Annotated in this window: 13 protein-coding genes, 1 tRNA gene, 2 rRNA genes and 1 pseudogene (1 of these 17 running past the window's edge); 5 read left to right on the forward strand and 12 right to left on the reverse strand. The window is 67.9% G+C overall.

Features of this window, described 5'->3' with window-relative positions; translation table 11 throughout:
* Nucleotides 1-83 precede the first annotated feature (83 nt).
* Both MZV50_RS19235 and MZV50_RS19240 read right to left on the reverse strand, forming a co-directional pair.
* A complete protein-coding gene (locus tag MZV50_RS19235) occupies nt 84-2246 on the reverse strand; it encodes a calcium-binding protein (protein WP_252630891.1) in 2163 nt (720 codons plus the stop codon).
* Nucleotides 2247-2367: 121 nt separating this feature from the next.
* Entirely contained in the window at nt 2368-3312 is a 945-nt protein-coding gene (locus MZV50_RS19240; RefSeq protein ID WP_252630892.1) for an acetamidase/formamidase family protein, read from the reverse strand.
* 222 nt (nt 3313-3534) lie between these two features.
* Here MZV50_RS19240 and MZV50_RS19245 point away from each other — a divergent pair, with 222 nt between their 5' ends.
* The 4 genes from MZV50_RS19245 to MZV50_RS19260 are packed head-to-tail and all read left to right on the forward strand — an operon-like array spanning nt 3535 to nt 6568.
* Entirely contained in the window at nt 3535-3783 is a 249-nt protein-coding gene (locus MZV50_RS19245; protein ID WP_252630893.1) for a hypothetical protein, read from the forward strand.
* Nucleotides 3780-5174, forward strand: coding sequence for an AtzE family amidohydrolase (locus MZV50_RS19250; protein WP_252630894.1), 1395 nt, complete (start codon nt 3780-3782; stop codon nt 5172-5174). Before MZV50_RS19245 ends, MZV50_RS19250 begins: the two co-directional genes overlap by 4 nt.
* Nucleotides 5171-5587 carry an oxalurate catabolism protein HpxZ gene (hpxZ, locus tag MZV50_RS19255; protein ID WP_252630895.1) on the forward strand — a complete coding sequence of 139 codons (417 nt, stop codon included), beginning with the start codon at nt 5171-5173 and terminating at the stop codon, nt 5585-5587. The genes MZV50_RS19250 and hpxZ overlap by 4 nt, the downstream gene beginning before the upstream one ends.
* A 9-nt stretch (nt 5588-5596) precedes the next feature.
* Nucleotides 5597-6568 (forward strand): nucleoside hydrolase, encoded by a 972-nt coding sequence (locus tag MZV50_RS19260; protein WP_252630896.1) that lies wholly within the window; start codon nt 5597-5599, stop codon nt 6566-6568.
* Nucleotides 6569-6705: 137 nt separating this feature from the next.
* Here MZV50_RS19260 and guaD read toward each other — a convergent pair whose 3' ends face one another.
* Genes guaD through uraH form a run of 5 tightly spaced genes read right to left on the reverse strand, consistent with a single transcriptional unit; the run spans nt 6706 to nt 13143 of the window.
* Nucleotides 6706-7992, reverse strand: coding sequence for a guanine deaminase (gene guaD / locus MZV50_RS19265; RefSeq protein WP_252630897.1), 1287 nt, complete (start codon nt 7990-7992; stop codon nt 6706-6708).
* On the reverse strand, nt 7979-8995 hold the full coding sequence (gene xdhC, locus MZV50_RS19270; RefSeq protein WP_252630898.1) for a xanthine dehydrogenase accessory protein XdhC: 1017 nt from the start codon (nt 8993-8995) through the stop codon (nt 7979-7981). The genes guaD and xdhC overlap by 14 nt, the downstream gene beginning before the upstream one ends.
* Before the next feature lie 5 nt (nt 8996-9000).
* Nucleotides 9001-11346 carry a xanthine dehydrogenase molybdopterin binding subunit gene (gene xdhB, locus MZV50_RS19275; RefSeq protein ID WP_252630899.1) on the reverse strand — a complete coding sequence of 782 codons (2346 nt, stop codon included), beginning with the start codon at nt 11344-11346 and terminating at the stop codon, nt 9001-9003.
* Nucleotides 11339-12796: a xanthine dehydrogenase small subunit gene (gene xdhA, locus MZV50_RS19280; protein WP_252630900.1), complete on the reverse strand. Its 1458-nt coding sequence runs from the start codon at nt 12794-12796 to the stop codon at nt 11339-11341. Before xdhA ends, xdhB begins: the two co-directional genes overlap by 8 nt.
* On the reverse strand, nt 12796-13143 hold the full coding sequence (gene uraH, locus MZV50_RS19285; RefSeq protein WP_252630901.1) for a hydroxyisourate hydrolase: 348 nt from the start codon (nt 13141-13143) through the stop codon (nt 12796-12798). Before uraH ends, xdhA begins: the two co-directional genes overlap by 1 nt.
* Nucleotides 13144-13468: 325 nt before the next feature.
* Here uraH and MZV50_RS19290 point away from each other — a divergent pair, with 325 nt between their 5' ends.
* Nucleotides 13469-15757, forward strand: coding sequence for an NADP-dependent malic enzyme (locus MZV50_RS19290; RefSeq protein WP_252630902.1), 2289 nt, complete (start codon nt 13469-13471; stop codon nt 15755-15757).
* Between the two features lie 115 nt (nt 15758-15872).
* Here the strand turns inward: MZV50_RS19290 and MZV50_RS19295 are convergent, their stop codons facing one another.
* From MZV50_RS19295 to MZV50_RS19315, 5 genes and pseudogenes are all read right to left on the reverse strand, one after another.
* Nucleotides 15873-16067, reverse strand: a complete 195-nt coding sequence (locus MZV50_RS19295; RefSeq protein ID WP_233206781.1) for a cold-shock protein — start codon at nt 16065-16067, stop codon at nt 15873-15875.
* 135 nt (nt 16068-16202) lie between these two features.
* Nucleotides 16203-16406: pseudogene (locus MZV50_RS19300) on the reverse strand (cold-shock protein); the annotation flags it as partial.
* A gap of 247 nt (nt 16407-16653) precedes the next feature.
* A tRNA-Met gene (locus MZV50_RS19305) sits at nt 16654-16730 on the reverse strand.
* Nucleotides 16731-16791: 61 nt separating this feature from the next.
* A 5S ribosomal RNA gene (gene rrf, locus MZV50_RS19310) occupies nt 16792-16906 on the reverse strand.
* Nucleotides 16907-17019: 113 nt separating this feature from the next.
* Nucleotides 17020-17591 (reverse strand): 23S ribosomal RNA (locus MZV50_RS19315) (it continues 2217 nt past the right edge of the window).

The raw sequence follows: 17591 nt of genomic DNA on the forward strand, positions 1-17591 counted from the left end.
GTCAACGTAGGGATGCAGCGGAGGTTGCGAAAGGACCGGCGGCGCGCTGTCTCGCGACATCGCGCCGCCGTGTCCCTGGCGCCTCAGAGACCCAGGATCGAGCCGGCGTCGATGCCCATCACGTGGGAGCCCGCCAGAATGATCAGCTGATCATAGCTGGTCCCCTCGTCTCCGAGGTCGGCGTACAGGTAGACGCTGTTTCCCATCTGGACCGCGACGTAGCGCACGCCCTCGCCGGCGAAGAGCGCATCCGCCGCCATCGGGTCTGGCCCCTCCAGTTCGACATAGTTGCTCGCCGAACCGGCGGGGCCGTCGAGGAACTGGATGCGGTCCTCGCCGCCGAAGAACCGGATGCTGTCGGCCGCGGCGACGTCGCTGTCGCCCGACTGGAAGATAAAGGTGTCGGCGCCGGCTTCTCCGTCCAGCAGATCCTGGCCCGCACCGCCCTGGATCGTGTCGGCCCCGTTCCCGCCCCGGATGAAATTGCTGTTGGCGTCGCCGATGATCACGTCGGCGCCGTTCGAGCCTATGACGTTCTCGATGCCTGACAGGGCGTCTTCATAGGTGGCGGCGCCATCGGTGACGAACGTCGCCGCGCCGGTCGCCAGATTGACCGTGACCGTCTCGATCAAGCCGTAGGCGGAGGTAGCGTAGGTAACCGTGTCGACCCCTGCCCCACCGTCGATGACGTTGTTTCCGAATCCGCCTTCCAGGATGTCGTTTCCGTCGCCGCCTTGCAGCGTGTCGTCGCCGTTCCCGCCTCGCAGCAGATTGGCGTTCGCGTCACCGATCAAGGTGTCGTTCCCAGCCGAGCCGTAGACGTTCTCGACACCCGAGACCGTCACGACGACGCCCGTCGCCACGGTCTGGGCGGTCGTCTGGCTCAGGTCGAAGACGACGCCGCCCGCGAAGGCGATACCGCCGGCGCCGAATCCCAGGGCGTCGGTCCCGGTCCCACCATCGACGATACGCATCGTCGCGTAGTCCTGGACCTCGAGATAGTCGTCCCCGGCGCCGCCCAGCATCGTGTCGTTCGAATTGCCGCTCTGGATCGAGTCATTGCCGTCACCGCCGAGCATCAGCGACCCCGGCGCGGCCGCGCCGAAGATGCCGCCCGTCACGATCAGGTCGTTGCCGTCTCCGCCATCCAGGACATCGGCGCCGCCCTTGCCCTCGATGGTGTCGTTACCCGCCCCGCCGTAGAGTTTGTTGTCGCCATTGGAGCCGACCAGCCAGTCCGAGCCCGACGAACCGATCGCATTCTCGATCGAGGTCAGCGTGTCCGACTCGAAGCCCGTCGGCCCCATGATCGTCGTGACTTGGGCGCTGAGGTTGATCAGCAGCATGCCAGCGCCGACCACGTCGGCGTAGCTGACCGTGTCGCTGCCCGCCCCGCCGTCCAGCTTGTCGTTGCCCGCCCCGCCGATCAGCAGGTCGTCGCCATTTCCGCCACTCAGCAGGTTGATGCCCGCGTCGCCGATCAGGGTGTCGCCGGCGTTCGAGCCGGTCAGGTTCTCGATACCGGTGATCGTCACCGCCACGCCCGAAGCGACGGTCTGGCTGCCGGTCTTGTTCAGGTCCACCACGACGCCGTTCGAGAAGCTGACCAAGATGTTGTCGATGAAAGCCAGCGTGTCCGCGCCGTCTCCGCCGTCGACGACGCGGCTGGTGACGAAGTTCATGACGCTGAACTGGTCGTTGCCCGCCCCGCCCATCATGGTGTCGTTGGAATTGCCGCTGGCGATGCTGTCGTCGCCATCGCCGCCGATCATCAGCGAGCCTGGCTCCGTCGCGCCGAAATAGCTGTCGGTGCTCAGCGCGTCGTTACCCTCGCCGCCATCCAGCACGTCGGCGCCGCCCTTGCCCTCGAGCCTGTCGTTGCCCGCGCCGCCATAGAGCTTGTTGTCGCCGGCCGTGCCGACCATCCAGTCCACGCCCGCCGAGCCGATGGCGTTCTCGATCGAGACCAGCGCGTCCGACCACGGGCTGGGTGTCGGTCCGAGCTCCCAGGCCGAGCCGCCCAGATGGATCATCAGGAAGCTCATCGCCGGCGCGGGGTCGGCATCCTCATAGCTGACCGTGTCGTTGCCCGCCCCACCATCCAGCGTGTCGCTACCCGCGCCGCCGATCAGCAGGTCGTCGCCGTCGCCGCCTTGCAGCGTGTCGTTGCCGCCCAAACCGACCAGAGTGTCGGCGTCCGCGCCGCCGATCAGGACATCGTCGCCCTCGGTTCCCTCGAGATACATGAGCAGCCTCCCAACTCCAGAAGTGGAGCCCGGCCATTCACAATCAACCCAAGGGCGACCTCAAGTGAATTTTTCTCGCGTCGGAGGTTAATTCCAAAAAGCAACCTTGAGTTAATTTAACTCAGAACAGCAGGCCCTTCTTCAGCAGCGCATGGACGCCCTTTTCACCGTTGACCGTCTGGGTCACGCGGAAGTCCACGGCCAGGGAGCAGAATTGATAGGCCTGGACGCGGGTCAGGCTGGAACGGGCGGTGATGAAGTCGATCGTCTGGCGCAGGGCCTGCTTCATGGCCAGGTCCAGGTCTTCGTTGAAGCCCATCAGGATGTAGTGCGTCGGTGTCTCGGCGCGCGGCCATTCGAAGGCGACCTGCTTGTGCAGGATGAAGGTGAAGGTCCCGGTCAGGCCCATCTCCAGCGCATTGACGCAGACCTCGCCGTCACCCTGTCGACCATGGCCATCGCCGACCGAGAAGTTCGCGCCCGGGACCCAGACCGGCAGGAAAAGGGTCGAGCCGGCCACCAGTTCCTTGTTGTCCATGTTGCCGCCGTGCTCGCGCGGCTCGCGGCTGGACAGGCGGCCGTACTTGGCGGGCGGGGCGACGCCCATGGTGCCGAAGAACGGCGCCAGCGGCATCTCCGGCCCCCACTCCGGCTTGCAGACGCCCCGCGCGGCGTCGACGGCGATGTGGCTGACATAGCGCTCGGGGAAGTCCTCGGGGAGCGTGCCGGCCAGCGGCCGCACGGCGCAGTAGCCCCAGTCGTTGTTTGGCGCGATCGCCTCGATCCGCACCTCCAGCATGTCGCCCGGCGCGGCCCCGGCGATGGCCACGGGGCCCGTCAGGATGTGCGGCCCGATGCGCTCGGGCTTGCTGTCGTGGATGGCCCGCAGCGCCGGCGGGATGGCGTAGGGCGAACCGGCCGCCGGCATCACCTCGACCCCGCCCGATACGCACTCGAAGGTGACGCTGTCGCCCGGGTTCACGGTCAGCACGGGATCGAAGGCCGCGTCGAACATGCCGAAGCGGACGGTGTCGGGGGCGGAAGCCAGTCGGTGATGCGCCATCAAGTAAGCCTTTCCTTACATGCGCATCTCGTCCCGACACGGGCATTGGCCCAAGATCGGCCGCGCCGATCGGCCTATGATCGGTCGCGACTGCCCTTGGGACGGGCGATCGGAACGCGAAGTGGCGCGGGCTTGGGCGGATCGCCGTTCCATGGAAGGCGGGACTGGCGCGTCCGGCGAACCCCGGTGTATGAAGTTTTTTCTTACTTATGGAGATCGGGCCGCATGGCGCCAGGCACGGGACTGAACGACGCGGACACGCAAGGCTTTCTCGACCTGAAGGACGCCGAGGTCGCCCCCTGGACCGCCGCCCGCGCCGCCGAACGGGACCTGGTCCTTCCGCCCGCGATCCTGCCCGGCGTGATCGACAACGTCGCCCTGCTGCGTGCTCAAAGCGCCCTGTTCATCGCCGCGCTTCAAGACAGGGTCGGGAATGAAGCGGCGGCCGAGACGCCGGAGACGTTCCAGCCGTGACCTTCTGCAGCGTCGTCGAGATCGCCGGCGAGGTCCGCGCCGGCCGGGTCACCGCCCGCGCCGTGACCGAGGCCACCCTCTCGCGCATCGCGCGGCTGAATGGCGGAATCAACGCCTTCACGGCCGTGACCGCCGAGCGCGCCCTGGCGGCGGCCGACGGGGTCGACGCCGATCTCGCCGCCGGCCGCCCCGTCGGTCCATTGGCGGGCGTTCCGGTCGCGGTGAAGAACCTGTTCGACGTCGAGGGCCTGCCGACCCTGGCCGGCTCGAAGATCCGCCGCGACGCCGCCGCGCCGTCCCATGACGCGACGCTGGTCCGACGCCTGACCGCCGCCGGGGCCATCCTGGTCGGCGCGCTGAACATGGACGAGTTCGCCTATGGCTTCGTCACCGAGAACGCCCATGACGGCCCCGTCCACAATCCGCACGACCCGACGCGGATCGCCGGCGGCTCTTCGGGCGGTTCGGCCGCGGCCGTGGCGGCGGGCCTGGTTCCGCTGACCCTGGGCTCGGACACCAACGGCTCGATCCGCATCCCGGCCGGATTGTGCGGCGTCTTCGGCCTGAAGCCGACCTATGGCCGCCTGTCGCGCCAGGGCGTCTTCCCGTTCGTCGAAAGCCTGGACCATGTCGGTCCGTTCGCGCGGTCGGTCGAGGACCTGGCCTTGGCCTACGACGTGCTGCAAGGCCCCGATCCAGACGGCGATCCCATCTGCGTGCGCGAGCCCGAGCCGCTGGGCGAGCGCCTCGACCAACTGGCCGAACGGCCTTTGCGCGTCGGCGTGCTGGGCGGCTGGTTCCAGCAAGGCGCCTTCCCCGAGGTGCTGGAGGCCCTGGGCCGCGTCGCCTCGGCGCTGAAGGCCGACGACCTCGTCACCCTGCCCGGCGCCCAGGCCGCCCGCGCCGCCGCCTTCTGCCTGACCGCCTTCGAAGGCGGCGAGCTGCATCACGACGACCTGGCCGCCCGGGCCATGGACTACGATCCCGCCGTCCGCGACCGCCTGCTGGCCGGAACCCTGCTGCCCGAGGGCGTGCACACGGCCGCCCGGCGCTATCGCACGATCTTCCGCGACGAAGTCCGAGAGGCCTTCCAGCGCTACGACGTGCTGCTGGCCCCCGCCTCGGTCTGCCCGGCCCCGCCGATCGGCCAGGCGACCATGGAGATGGACGGCGTCCCGGTCTCGGTCCGCAAGAACCTGGGCGCCTTCACCCAGCCGATCAGCTATGTCGGCCTGCCGGTCGTGGCCGCGCCGGTGAACCGGCCGGGCCAGCTGCCCATCGGCGTGCAGATCATCGCCCCGGCCTGGCGAGAGGACCTGGCCTTCGCCGCCGCTCTGCGCCTGCAGCGCGCCGGCGTCGTGGCCGCCCACGCTCCGAAAGGCGCCCTATGATCATCAATGATCCCACGGTCCTCTCCGAGGTGACCGACGCCGTCGACACCTATGAGTCGGCGCTGATGAGCAACGATGTCGCGGCCCTGGACGGGGCGTTCTGGAACTCGCCGCACACCGTGCGCCTGGGGGTGGCCGAGAACCTGTGGGGCTTCGATCAGATCGCCGCCTTCCGCGTCGGCCGGACCGGCGGCTCGCCGCCGCGCACGCGGCTGCGCACCGAGATCACCACCTTCGGCTCGGACTTCGCCGTGGCCAATGTCGAATTCCGTCGCGACGACACCGGCAAGATCGGCCGCCAGAGCCAGACCTGGATCCGCACCGAGGCCGGCTGGAAGGTCGCCTCGGCCCACGTCTCGCTGATGCAGGGCGGGGCCGATCAGCGCCTCGCCTCAAACGAAGAAAAGCGCTAGAGCCCAGCCATGACGACCCCGACCAAGATCATCTTCGACACCGATCCCGGCATCGACGACGCGATGGCGCTGCTGTTCATCGAGGCGAGCCCCGCCCTCGACCTGATCGCGGTGACGACCGTCTTCGGCAATGCCGACATCGAGACCACGACGCGCAACGCGTTGTACCTGAAGCGCCGCTTCGGCCTGAAGGCGCCGGTCTACAAGGGGACCGACAAGCCGCTGACGCGGCCGCGCAATCCCTCGCCGACCTTCGTGCACGGCGAGAACGGCCTGGGCGACGTCGAGCTGACCAGCCACGTGGCGGAGCAACCCGAAGCCAAGCCGGCCCACCATGCGATCATCGACCTGGTTCGCCAGTATCCGGGTGAAGTGGTGCTGTGCGCCGTCGGCCCGCTGACCAACCTGGCCCTGGCGCTGAAGGCCGATCCCGAGGTCGCCACCCTGCTGAAGTCGGTGGTGATCATGGGCGGCGCGTTCGGCGTGGCCGGCAAGCCCGGCAACGTCACACCCGTGGCCGAGGCCAACATCTGGAATGACCCGGAGGCCGCCGACCAGGTCTTCACCGCCCCCTGGAGCCTGACCGCCGTCAGCCTGGACGTCACGACCCAGGTGGTGATGTCGCCGGCCTATATGGAAGACCTCGCCGCGGGCGGCAGCGACGCTGGCCAGTTCCTGAACGACATCTCCAAGCCCTACGCCGCCTTCTACGGCGGTCGCGACGGCATCGTCGGCTGCTGCGTCCACGACGCCGCGGCGGTGGCCTTCGTGATCGATCCGACGCTGTTTGAAGTGCGTCGGGGTTCGGTGCGGGTGGTGACCGAGGGCGTGGCCCTGGGCCAGACCTGCCAGAAGGTCGAGGGCGAACTGTTCGGACCGTCGGCGTGGGATGATCAACCGATCCAGGCGGCGACCGTCGCGGTGGATGGCGAGCGGCTTTTGAAGCTGTACGCGGAGACGATGACGGCGGCGCACGGGTAGGACCTGCACCTCTCCTCCCCGCGATGCGGGGGAGGTGGCCCAGAGGGCCGGAGGGGGCAGCTCGGCCCAGGCCGCATTAGCCCCCACAGTCGCTCCGCGACAGCTCCCCTGCATCGCGGGGGAGCAGATTCCCAAGCCTAACGCCGATACCGCTCCACGCCCGCCAAATACGTCCGGCTCACCATCCGGTCGTCGCCCAGTACCGTCAGCGCGAAAAGCTTGTTCTCCAGGCTCTTGGCCCCCGCCATCCGGCGCGCCAGCAGCGGCGTCGCGGCTAGGTCTAGCACCAGGAAGTCGGCTTCCTTGCCGGGCGCCAGGTTGCCGATCTTGTCGTCCAGATCCAGCGCTCGCGCCCCGCCCAGGGTGGCCAGGTACAAGGCCTGGAACGGATCCAGCGCGTCGCCGCGCAGCTGGCCAACCTTGTAGGCCTCGCCCAGCGTATGGAGGATCGAGAAGGTCGTGCCGGCCCCGACATCGGTGCCCATGCCGACCTTCACGCCGTGCGAGCAGGCCTCCTCCAGCGGGAACAGACCCGAGCCCAGGAAGAGGTTCGAGGTCGGGCAGAAGGCCACCGCCCCGCCCTTGGCCGCCAGGCGTTGGAAAGCCTCGCCCTTCAGGTGGACGCAGTGGGCGAAGACCGAGCGCTCGCGCAGCAGGCCGAAGCGATCATAGACGTCCAGATAGTCCCGGGCGTCCGGGAACAACCTGGCCGTCTCCTTGATCTCGTGGAGGTTCTCCGAGAGGTGGGTCTGCATCCAGACGCCGGGATGCTCAGTCAGCACCTCGCCAGCCATGGTCAGCTGTTCTTCGCTGCAGCTGATCGCGAAGCGTGGGGTGACGGCGTAGCCCAGCCGCCCCTTGCCGTGCCAATCGGCGATCAGGGCCTGCATGTCGGCGCGGCTGCTCTCGACCGTGTCGGTCAGCCCTTCGGGCGCATTGCGGTCCATCAGCGCCTTGCCCGCGATCAGCCGCATGTCGCGGGCGTAGGCCTCGGCGAACAGGGCGTCGACCGAGACCTTGTGCACCGAACCGAACACCAGGGCCGTGGTCGTGCCGTTGCGCAGCAGCTCGTCGATGAAGAACGCCGCCGTGTCCGCCGCGTGCTTCGGATCGGCGAAGGCCGCCTCGGCCGGGAAGGTGTGCTGCTCCAGCCAGTCCAGAAGCTGCTTGCCGTGAGCGGCGATGATGTCGACCTGCGGGAAGTGAATGTGGGTATCCACGAAGCCCGGGGTGATCAGATGGCCGCTCAGATCCTCGACGGGCGTGTCGCCAAGCCGGGGCGCCAGCTCGTCATAGTCGCCGCAGCCGACCACGTGGCCGTCCTCGACCAGCAGCAGGCCGTCCTCGTGGAAGGCGACCGCGCCCTCCGCGTTCGCGGTGGGATCGTCCAGCAGATGGAGGATCGACGCCCTATAGGCTTGCACGGGTCATGTTCTCGTCGTTGCGGATCCGCGCCGCTTCCTGGCGCATCAGGAGGTCGGCCGCCACCGAAACCGCGATCACCTCCGGCGCCTTGCTCTTCAGGTGGGGCAGGCCGATGGGACAGGTCAGGCGGGTCAGCACCGCCTCCGAGAAACCATCGTCGCGCAAACGGCTCATGAAACGGGCGCGCTTGGTTTTCGACCCGATGACCCCGAAATAGCCGAAGCCGCCGCCCGCCAGCCCGGCCGAGACCAGGGCGTAGTCCAGGGCGTGGTCGTGGGTCAGAACCAGGCCGTAGGCGTCGGGGCCGGCGCCCATCGCCTTGGCGGCCAGCTCGGCCGGCTCCAGCACGGTGACGCCAGCGATGCCCGCGGTCTCGGGGCGGCTGTCGAACCAGAAAAGACGGAACGGCAGCGGCTCGAAGGCCCGCGCGATCGCCTGGCCGACATGACCGGCGCCGAACAGCAGCAGCGGAGGACGCGGTGCGTCGGCGCGCTCGACCATCACGTCGCCCAGCTCGGGCCGCGCGCCGCGCGCCGTGGCCGGCGCCTCGCCGAACGAGACCACGGGGCCCTCGGCCTCGGTGGACAGGATGGGCGCGATCATCTTGGTCAGCAGGCCGGGATCGAAGCGGGTGCGGACCTCGAACGGCTGGGCCGCGTCCATGCGCTTGGCCGCCTCGGTCAGCCAGTCACGGCTGTTGTCGTTCAGGCGCTCCAGGAACAGGCGCACGCGGCCGCCGCAGCATTGGGCCAGCAACGGGCCCAGCGGATAGTCCTGGATCGCGAAGTGGGCCTGGCCGCCGTCCAGCATCCGGCGCGCCTGATCGGCCACGCGGTATTCGAGGTTGCCCCCGCCGATCGTGCCAGACTGCCCCTCGCGCCAGACGACCATCTTGGTCCCCGCCTCGCGCGGGGCCGAGCCCTCGGTGGCCAGCACGGTGACCAGGGCGGCCTCGTCTTGGGCGTCGAGACGGGCGAGCGCGGCGCGGGCCCAATTACGCATGGGCGTTACGCATGGCGCGTCCTCGCCCGCACGTCTTCGCACGCCATCAGGATCGCTTCCGGGGTCGCCGGCGCGTCCAACTGGGGCAAGATCTTGTAGTCGCCGACGCTGGCCACGGCGTGGTTGATCGCGTTGTAGACCGAGATCGCCAGCATCAACGGCGGCTCGCCCACGGCCTTGGAGCGGTGCACCGTCGCCTCGACATTGCGACCGGCCTTCCACAGACGCACGTCCAGATGCGCCGGGCGGTCGCCGCAGGTCGGGATCTTGTAGGTCGAGGGCGCATGGGTGCGCAGGCGGCCTTGCGCGTCGTAGACCAGCTCCTCGGTCGTCAGCCAGCCCATGCCCTGGACGAAGCCGCCTTCGATCTGACCCAGGTCGATGGCCGGGTTCAGCGACTTGCCGACGTCATGCAGGATGTCGGTCCGGGTGACCTTCATCTCGCCGGTCAGGGTGTCGATCAGCACTTCGCTGCAGGCCGCGCCGTAGGCGAAATAATAGAACGGCCGGCCCGTGTGCGTGGCGCGGTCGTAGTGGATCTTAGGCGTGGCGTAGAAGCCCGTCGCCGACAGCGAGATCCGCGCCAGATACGCCTGGCGGATGAACCCGCCGAATTCGAAGGTCTCGGCCCCGACGCGGACGCCGGCCGGTGTGAAGGCGACTTCGTTGGGTTCGACAGCCCACTTGGCCGCCGCGAATTCGACCAGCCGCGCCTTGATGGTCTCGGCGGCGTTCAGGGCGGCCATGCCGTTCAGGTCCGCGCCCGACGAGGCGGCGGTGGCCGAGGTGTTGGGCACCTTGTCGGTGACGGTCGAGGTCACCTTGATCCGCGCCAGGTCGACCTGGAAGGCCTGGGCCACGACCTGGGCGACCTTCACATGCAGCCCCTGCCCCATCTCGGTCCCGCCATGGTTCAGCATGATCGAGCCGTCAGCGTAGAGGTGGATCAGCGCGCCGGCCTGATTCAGGAAGGTCGTCGTGAACGAGATGCCGAACTTCACCGGCGTCAGGGCGATGCCCTTCTTCAGCACCGGGCTGGCCTTGTTGAACGCTTCGATCTCGCGGCGGCGGGCGTCGTAGGCGCACGAGCCGGACAGCTCGTCGATCAGCTGCGGCGCGACATTGTCCTCGACCACCTGGCCATAGGGCGTCAGGTTGCGCCCCTCGCCGCCATAGAGATTGCGGCGGCGCACCTCCAGCGGATCGATACCGAGCTCGGCGGCCACGGCGTCCATGACGCGTTCGATGGCCAGCATGCCCTGTGGCCCGCCAAAGCCCCGGAACGCGGTGTTCGACACCGTGTGGGTCCTGAAGCGATGCGACAGGATCTCGACCGCCGGCAGGAAGTAGGTGTTGTCGGCGTGGAACATCGCCCGGTCGTTGATCGCCATGGAGAGGTCGGTGGTCGCTCCGCAACGCGAGGCCAGCTCCAGCGATAAGGCCGTCAGCCGGCCGTCGTCGTCGAAGCCGACATCGTACGCCGCCTCGAAGTCATGCCGCTTGCCGGTCATGACCATGTCCTCATCGCGATCCGGACGCGCCTTGGCCGGACGGCCGGTCTTGACCGCGACCAAGGCGGCGGCGGCGGCGAACAGCGAGGCCTGCGTCTCCTTGCCCCCGAAGCCTCCGCCCATGCGGCGCACCTCGACGGTGACGCAGTGATCGGGCTTGCCCAGCACCCGGGCGATCAGGTGCTGCACCTCGGTCGGATGCTGGGTCGAGGACCAGACGTGGACGTCGCCATCCTCGCGCGGGGTCGCCAGGGCGACCTGGCCCTCCAGATAGAAGTGGTCCTGGCCGCCGATCGCGAACTTGCCTTGGACGCGACGCGGCGAGACGGCCAGCACGGCCCGGGCGTCGCCGCGCGCCATGCGCTGGCTGGCCTCGATGGTCAGGTCCATCGCGCGGGCGGCGGCGATGTCGATGGCGGCCGGCAGATCCTCGTACTCGACCACGGCCTTGACGGCGGCGGCGCGGGCGGCGGCGATCGAGGTGGCGGCCACGGCGAACAGGCTCTGGCCCACGCAATAGACCTCGCCGGCGGCGAACAGACGGTCGTCGTGGATGACCGGGCTGACGTCGTTCTCACCGGGAATGTCCTCGGCGCTCAGGACCAGCACCACGCCGGGCGCTGTCCGCACGGCCGACAGATCCATCCTGACGATCTTCGCATGCGCCTTGGCGCTCATGCCGAAGGCCACGTGCAGCAGCCCCGCCGGCTCGGGAAGGTCGTCGATATAGACCGCCGAGCCAGCCACGTGGCGCGCGGCGCTGTCATGCGGCAGGGCCGCATGCACGCCCTGGAACGGCGCGGTCTCGATGACCGGGGTCGTGGCCGCTGAATCAGCCATGGGCGCGTTCCGGCCTAGCGCTTTCAGGAACGACGCGCGTTTCCACGCTGGGATCCTGGCTCTCCAGGAACACCTTGCGCAGCATATTCCGGGCGGCCAGCGATCGGTAGGCCGCCGAGGCCCGCATGTCGCTCATCGGCGCGTAGTCGGCGTCGAGCGCGGCCATGGCCGTCTCGACGGTCGCCTCGCTCCACGGCCGGCCAATCAGCGCCGCCTCGCAGGCCTTGGCCCGCTTGGGCGTGCCAGCCATGCCGCCGAACGCGATGCGCGCGTCCGTGACCACGCCGCCCTCGACCGCCAGAGAGAAAGCTCCGCAAACCGCCGAGATGTCCTGGTCGAAGCGCTTGGACAGCTTGAAGACCTTGAAGAGGCGGCCCACGTCCAGCCGGGGCGCGATCACCGCCTCGACGAACTCGCCGGGCCGGCGGTCCTGCTTGCCGTAGTCGAGGAAGAAGTCCTCCAGCGCCATCTCGCGTCGCGCGTCGCCCCGGCGCAGGACGAGAGCCGCGCCGGCCGCGATCAGGGCCGGTGGCATGTCGCCGATCGGCGAGCCGTTGGCGATGTTGCCGCCGATCGTGCCGCTGTTGCGCACCTGGGTCGAGCCCAGCCGCCGCATCATGGCACCCAGGTCCGGATAGAGCTTGGCCACCGCCTCGATCGCGTCGACATAGCGGACGCCCGCACCAATGCGCAGGCCCTCGGCGGTCTCGTCCAGCGCTTTCAGCTCGGCGACCTCGGACAGGCTGATCAGGACCGGCAGCGGCTTTCGCAGCTTGGTGACCCAAAGGCCGACATCGGTCGCCCCGGCGACGATCGTCGCGTCCGGATGCGCCAGATAGGCCTGCGCCAGTTCGTCGATCGTACGCGGTGCAAGCCAGGTCCGGGTGAGGCCGTGAACCTCGTCTTCGTAGCTGAGGCGCAGCATGGTCTCGTCGCGCACCCGCGACAGGTCGACCGTCGGCGGGGCTTCGTCCGCCACGCCCTTGGCCACCTCGATGATCGGACCATAGCCGGTGCAGCGGCACAGGTTCCCGGCCAGCACCTCGCCGACCGGCGCGCCCGCGCCCTTGGCCGCGATGGCGCGACCGTACAGCGACATGACGATGCCCGGCGTGCAGAAGCCGCACTGTGAGCCATGCTTGTCGACCATGGCCTGCTGCACCGGATGCAGGTCGCCACCTTTGGCCAAACTCTCGACGGTGACGAGCGCCTTGCCGTGCAGCATGGGCAGGAACTGGATGCAGGCGTTGACCGCCCGCCAGCTCACCTTGTCATCCTCGGCCTCGCCGACCAGGACGGTGCACGAGCCGCAATCGCCCTCGGCGCACCCCTCCTTGGTTCCCGTGCGGCGCATCGGGCCGCGCAGGTGCTCCAACAGGGTGGTCGTCGGGTTCGCCCCGCGCACCTCCTGGACCTCGCCGTCGAGCAGAAAGCGGATCGTCTCGCCCATCAGCTGCCCCGGTAGGTCGAATAGCCGTACGGCGAGACCAGCAGCGGCACGTGCCAGTGCTGCTCGACGTTGGAGACGGCGAAATCGATGACCACCACGTCCAGGAACGGCGGGTCGGTGACCGGCAGGCCCGACGCCTTGAAGTGCTCGCCGATCGCGAACTCCAGGCGGTAGGCGCCGACCTTCAGGTCCTCGCCGGCGACAAGTCGCGCGCGGCCGTCAGCGTCCGTGTGCAATTCCGCCACCGGCGCGAGCTCGGCGGCCTCGCGCCGCGACACCCGCACCGCGACGCCAGCCGCCGGCTTTCCGGCCGCCTGGTCGAGGATGTGTGTCGTCAGTCCGCTCATGCGCCGTCCTCTGATGGTTCGCCCTTCGATGTCGGTCGCTCCGGGCGCCTTTGTCCAGCGCCTTGCCCCGCACGGGTCGCGCCGGAAGGAAGAGCGCTAAACAAGGGGGCGTCAGGCGCCCGAAGCACAGGCATTATATAATAGATTTATTACTTATGAGAGCCCATATCGGTGGTCGCTGATGTTACCGCTATCAAACATCATCCCCTTCGCCAGGCGCATAGGGTTGGAAAACCGTCCCATCCCCGGTAGCTAGAGCCTCTGAACGGTCCGCGCGAGAGACGGGCCGCGCGACGACGCGCGCTGAGCTTCAAGAGGAACACCGATGGACGAGGATTTCCGCAAGGCGGCGCTGGACTACCACCGTCTGCCGCGGCCGGGGAAACTGGCGATCGAGGCCACCAAGCGGATGGCCACCCAGCGCGACCTCGCCCTCGCCTATTCGCCCGGCGTCGCCGCCCCGTGCCTGGCCATCGCGGAGGATCCGGACCTGGCGCGCGACTACACCGCGCGCGGCAACCTGGTGGCGGTGATCTCCAACGGCACCGCCGTGCTGGGCCTGGGCGACATCGGCCCGCTGGCCTCCAAGCCGGTGATGGAGGGCAAGGCGGTGCTCTTCAAGAAGTTCGCCGGCATCGACGTGTTCGACATCGAGGTCGACGCCAAGGATCCCGAGCGCTTCATCGAGACGGTCGCGGCGCTGGAGCCGACGTTCGGCGGCATCAATCTCGAGGACATCAAGGCGCCCGAGTGCTTCATCATCGAGCGCACCCTGCGCGAGCGGATGAACATCCCGGTCTTCCATGACGACCAGCACGGCACCGCCATCGTCTGCGCCGCCGCCGTCCGCAACGCCCTGCTCGTTCAGGGCAAGACGCTGAACGACGTCAAGCTGGTCACCTCGGGGGCCGGCGCGGCGGCGCTCGCCTGCGTCGACCTGCTGGTGTCGATGGGCCTGCCGGTCGACAACGTCACCCTGACCGACATCAAGGGCGTGGTGCACGCCGGCCGCGAGCCGGACATGCCCGAGAACATGGCCCGCTACGCCCGCCAGACCGACGCCCGCACCCTGCCCGAAGTGCTGCCGGGCGCCGACATCTTCCTGGGACTTTCGGCCCCGCGCGTGTTCAAGCCGGAGTGGCTGCCACTGCTGGCCCCGAACCCGCTGATCCTGGCCATGGCCAATCCGGATCCGGAGATCCTGCCGGAACTGGTCTACGCCCAGCGTCCCGACGCGATCATGGCCACCGGCCGTAGTGACTACGCCAACCAGGTCAACAACGTCCTCTGCTTCCCGTTCATCTTCCGGGGCGCGCTGGATGTCGGCGCCAGCGAGATCAACGAGGCGATGAAGGTCGCCGCGGTCGAGGCCATCGCCGAGCTGGCTCGCGCCGAGGCTTCGGAAGTCGTGGCGTCGGCCTATGGCGGCGTCGCCCCGGTGTTCGGCGCGCAGTACATCATTCCCAAGCCCTTCGATCCGCGCCTGATCCTGCAAATCGCCCCGGCCGTGGCCAAGGCGGCCATGGACAGCGGCGTCGCCACCCGGCCGATCGCCGACTTCGACGCCTATCGCCAGGAGCTGGAGCTGTTCGTCTACCGCTCGGGCCAGCTGATGCGGCCGGTGTTCGAGCGGGCCCGCAAGGCGCCGGTCAAGGTCGCCTATGCCGAGGCCGAGGACGAGCGCGTGCTGCGCGCCGTCCAGACCGTGGTCGACGAGGGCCTGGCCCATCCGGTGCTGGTCGGCCGCCGCGCGGTGATCAAGGCCAAGATCGAGGAACTGGGCCTGCGGCTCGACATCGGCGGCAAGGTCGAGATCGTCGACCCCCAGGCCGACAAGGAGCTGTTCGCCCCGCTGGTCGCCGACTACCAGCGCCTGGTCGGCCGGCGCGGCGTGCCGCCGAGCGCCGCCGAACGCCGCGTCGAGGGCCGCCGCACGGTGGCCGCGTCGATGCTGCTGGCCTCGGGCTATGTCGAGGCCGCCCTGGTCGGCGGCAGCGGCGACTGGTGGCAGCACATGACCTACGTCCTGCCGATCATTCCCCGCCGCGAGAACGTCAGCCGCGTCTATGCGATGTCGTCGCTGATCCTGGACAACGGCACGCTGTTCTTCTGCGACACCCACGTCAATGTCGACCCGACCGCCGAGCAGATCGCCGAATGCACCCAGCTGGCGGCTGAAGCCGTGCGGCGCTTCGGCCTGACGCCCAAGGCCGCCCTGCTCTCGCACTCCTCGTTCGGGGCCAGCAATTCGCCGACCGCCCGCAAGATGCGCGAGGCCCTGGCCATCCTGCGCGAACAGGCGCCCGATCTCGAAGTGGACGGCGAGATGCACGCCGACGCCGCCCTCAGCCAGCACCTGCGCGAGCGGATGGTCGCCGACAGCCCGTTGAAGGGCTCGGCCAACCTGCTGGTCATGCCGACCCTGGACGCTGCCAATATCGGCCTGACGCTGCTCAGCGCCGCCACCGAATCCCTACTGGTCGGTCCGCTGCTGCTGGGCATGAGCAAGCCGGTGCACGCGCTGATCCCCAGCGTCACGGCTCGCGGCATCGTCAACCTGACAGCCCTGGCGGTGAACCAGGCCGCCTCGGAACGGGCTCGCGCGGAAGGCTAAACCCGGCTCCAAAAATGCCGAAAGGCCCCGTCCGACACCTCAGCGTCGGCGGGGCCTTTCAAAAGTCATTCGAAAAGGCCGTCCGTCCGGGCGGCCTTTTCGTTGAGCGCGATCCTTAGAGGATGCGCAGATTGCCGGCCGAGGTCTTGCCCGAGCGGCGGTCCTGCTCGAGTTCGTAACCGACTTGCTGGCCTTCGTTCAGGCCGCGCAGGCCGGCGCGTTCGACGGCCGAGATGTGCACGAAGATGTCGCCACCGCCGTTGTCCGGCTGGATGAAGCCGAAACCCTTGGTGGTGTTGAACCACTTCACGACGCCAGTGCCGCTTTCGCCGGTGCCGGCCGAGAAGCCGCCACCGCCGCCGCCGCCGCGCGGACCGTCGAAGCTGCGCGGGGGACGGGCGCCGCCGCGAGCGCCGCCGCCGGCCGGGACAGCGCCCTGGCCCGTAACGCGCAGATTGCCGGCCGAAGTCTTGCCCGAGCGGCGGTCTTCTTCCAGCTCGTAGTTGACTTGATCACCTTCGTTCAGGCCCGCCAGGCCCGACCGTTCAACCGCGGCGATGTGGACGAACACGTCCTGGCCGCCGTCCTCGGGCTGAATGAAACCGAAGCCCTTGGCCGGGTTGAACCACTTAACGACACCGTTCGCCATATTATCCTCAAACACCTCAATCGACGGGCTGATAGTCGGCCCGCGTCCTTCCAACGGAAGTCATGACGCAAAACCGCGCCACGCGCTATGGGCTTTGAACGGAGAAAGTCGACCGGAACGCGGCCGAAGCCAGAAAAATTCACGCTTCAGGCAGAGAGCGTTGCCAAAATGCCGCTATAGGTTGCACGTCAGAATAACAAAAAACCCCGGCCGCAATCGGACGGGGTGTCATTCGACGTCGGGACCTTGGGTGCGGGGACAGGATTTGAACCTGTGACCTTCAGGTTATGAGCCTGACGAGCTACCGGGCTGCTCCACCCCGCGTCAGGGTGTATTGGATTGTGATGGCAGGGTTTGGACTTTGGGTTTGATATCCTTTTGGCGGACCTGGCGGCGACCTACTCTCCCGCGCCTTGAGACGAAGTACCATTGGCCCAGGGGGACTTAACGACCGAGTTCGGAATGGGATCGGGTGGGGAACCCCCGGCAAAGCCACCAGGTCAGCGAAAAGGATATCACTCTTCCCTTTGGGCTTTCGCCCATTGGAGAGGATTGTGAAGAAGACATCAGTGTCTGAAGTAGAGCCATGCTTTTGCATGGGTTTGACTGAAGAACGATCAAGCCTATCGAGCTATTAGTACCGGTAAGCTCCATGCGTCGCCGCACTTCCACACCCGGCCTATCAACGTGGTGGTCTTCCACGGCTCTCAGCGAGACCTTGTTTTGAGGTTAGTTTCCCGCTTAGATGCTTTCAGCGGTTATCTATTCCACACTTAGCTACCCTGCTGCACAGCTGGCGCCATGACAGGTCCACCAGAGGTGTGTCCATCCCGGTCCTCTCGTACTAGGGACAGATCCTCTCAAGTCTCGTACACCCACGGCAGATAGGGACCAAACTGTCTCACGACGTTCTGAACCCAGCTCACGTACCACTTTAATCGGCGAACAGCCGAACCCTTGGGACCTGCTCCAGCCCCAGGATGTGATGAGCCGACATCGAGGTGCCAAACTTTGCCGTCGATATGGACTCTTGGGCAAAATCAGCCTGTTATCCCTAGAGTACCTTTTATTCGTTGAGCGATGGCCCTTCCACGCAGGACCACCGGATCACTATGGCCGACTTTCGTCTCTGCTCGACTTGTCAGTCTCGCAGTCAGGCGGGCTTATGCCATTGCACTCGACGAC

The sequence above is a fragment of the Caulobacter segnis genome (assembly GCF_023935105.1).
Lineage (GTDB): Bacteria > Pseudomonadota > Alphaproteobacteria > Caulobacterales > Caulobacteraceae > Caulobacter > Caulobacter segnis_B.

Bases quoted from the DNA above. Each gene is read 5' to 3' on its own strand.
- xdhA (WP_252630900.1), bottom strand. From the start codon at position 12,796: ATGGGCGAGACGATCCGCTTTCTGCTCGACGGCGAGGTCCAGGAGGTG.
- MZV50_RS19260 (WP_252630896.1), top strand. From the start codon at position 5,597: ATGACGACCCCGACCAAGATCATCTTCGACACCGATCCCGGCATCGAC.
- xdhC (WP_252630898.1), bottom strand. From the start codon at position 8,995: ATGCGTAATTGGGCCCGCGCCGCGCTCGCCCGTCTCGACGCCCAAGAC.
- hpxZ (WP_252630895.1), top strand. From the start codon at position 5,171: ATGATCATCAATGATCCCACGGTCCTCTCCGAGGTGACCGACGCCGTC.
- uraH (WP_252630901.1), bottom strand. From the start codon at position 13,143: ATGAGCGGACTGACGACACACATCCTCGACCAGGCGGCCGGAAAGCCG.
- xdhB (WP_252630899.1), bottom strand. From the start codon at position 11,346: ATGGCTGATTCAGCGGCCACGACCCCGGTCATCGAGACCGCGCCGTTC.
- MZV50_RS19245 (WP_252630893.1), top strand. From the start codon at position 3,535: ATGGCGCCAGGCACGGGACTGAACGACGCGGACACGCAAGGCTTTCTC.
- MZV50_RS19290 (WP_252630902.1), top strand. From the start codon at position 13,469: ATGGACGAGGATTTCCGCAAGGCGGCGCTGGACTACCACCGTCTGCCG.
- MZV50_RS19235 (WP_252630891.1), bottom strand. From the start codon at position 2,246: ATGTATCTCGAGGGAACCGAGGGCGACGATGTCCTGATCGGCGGCGCG.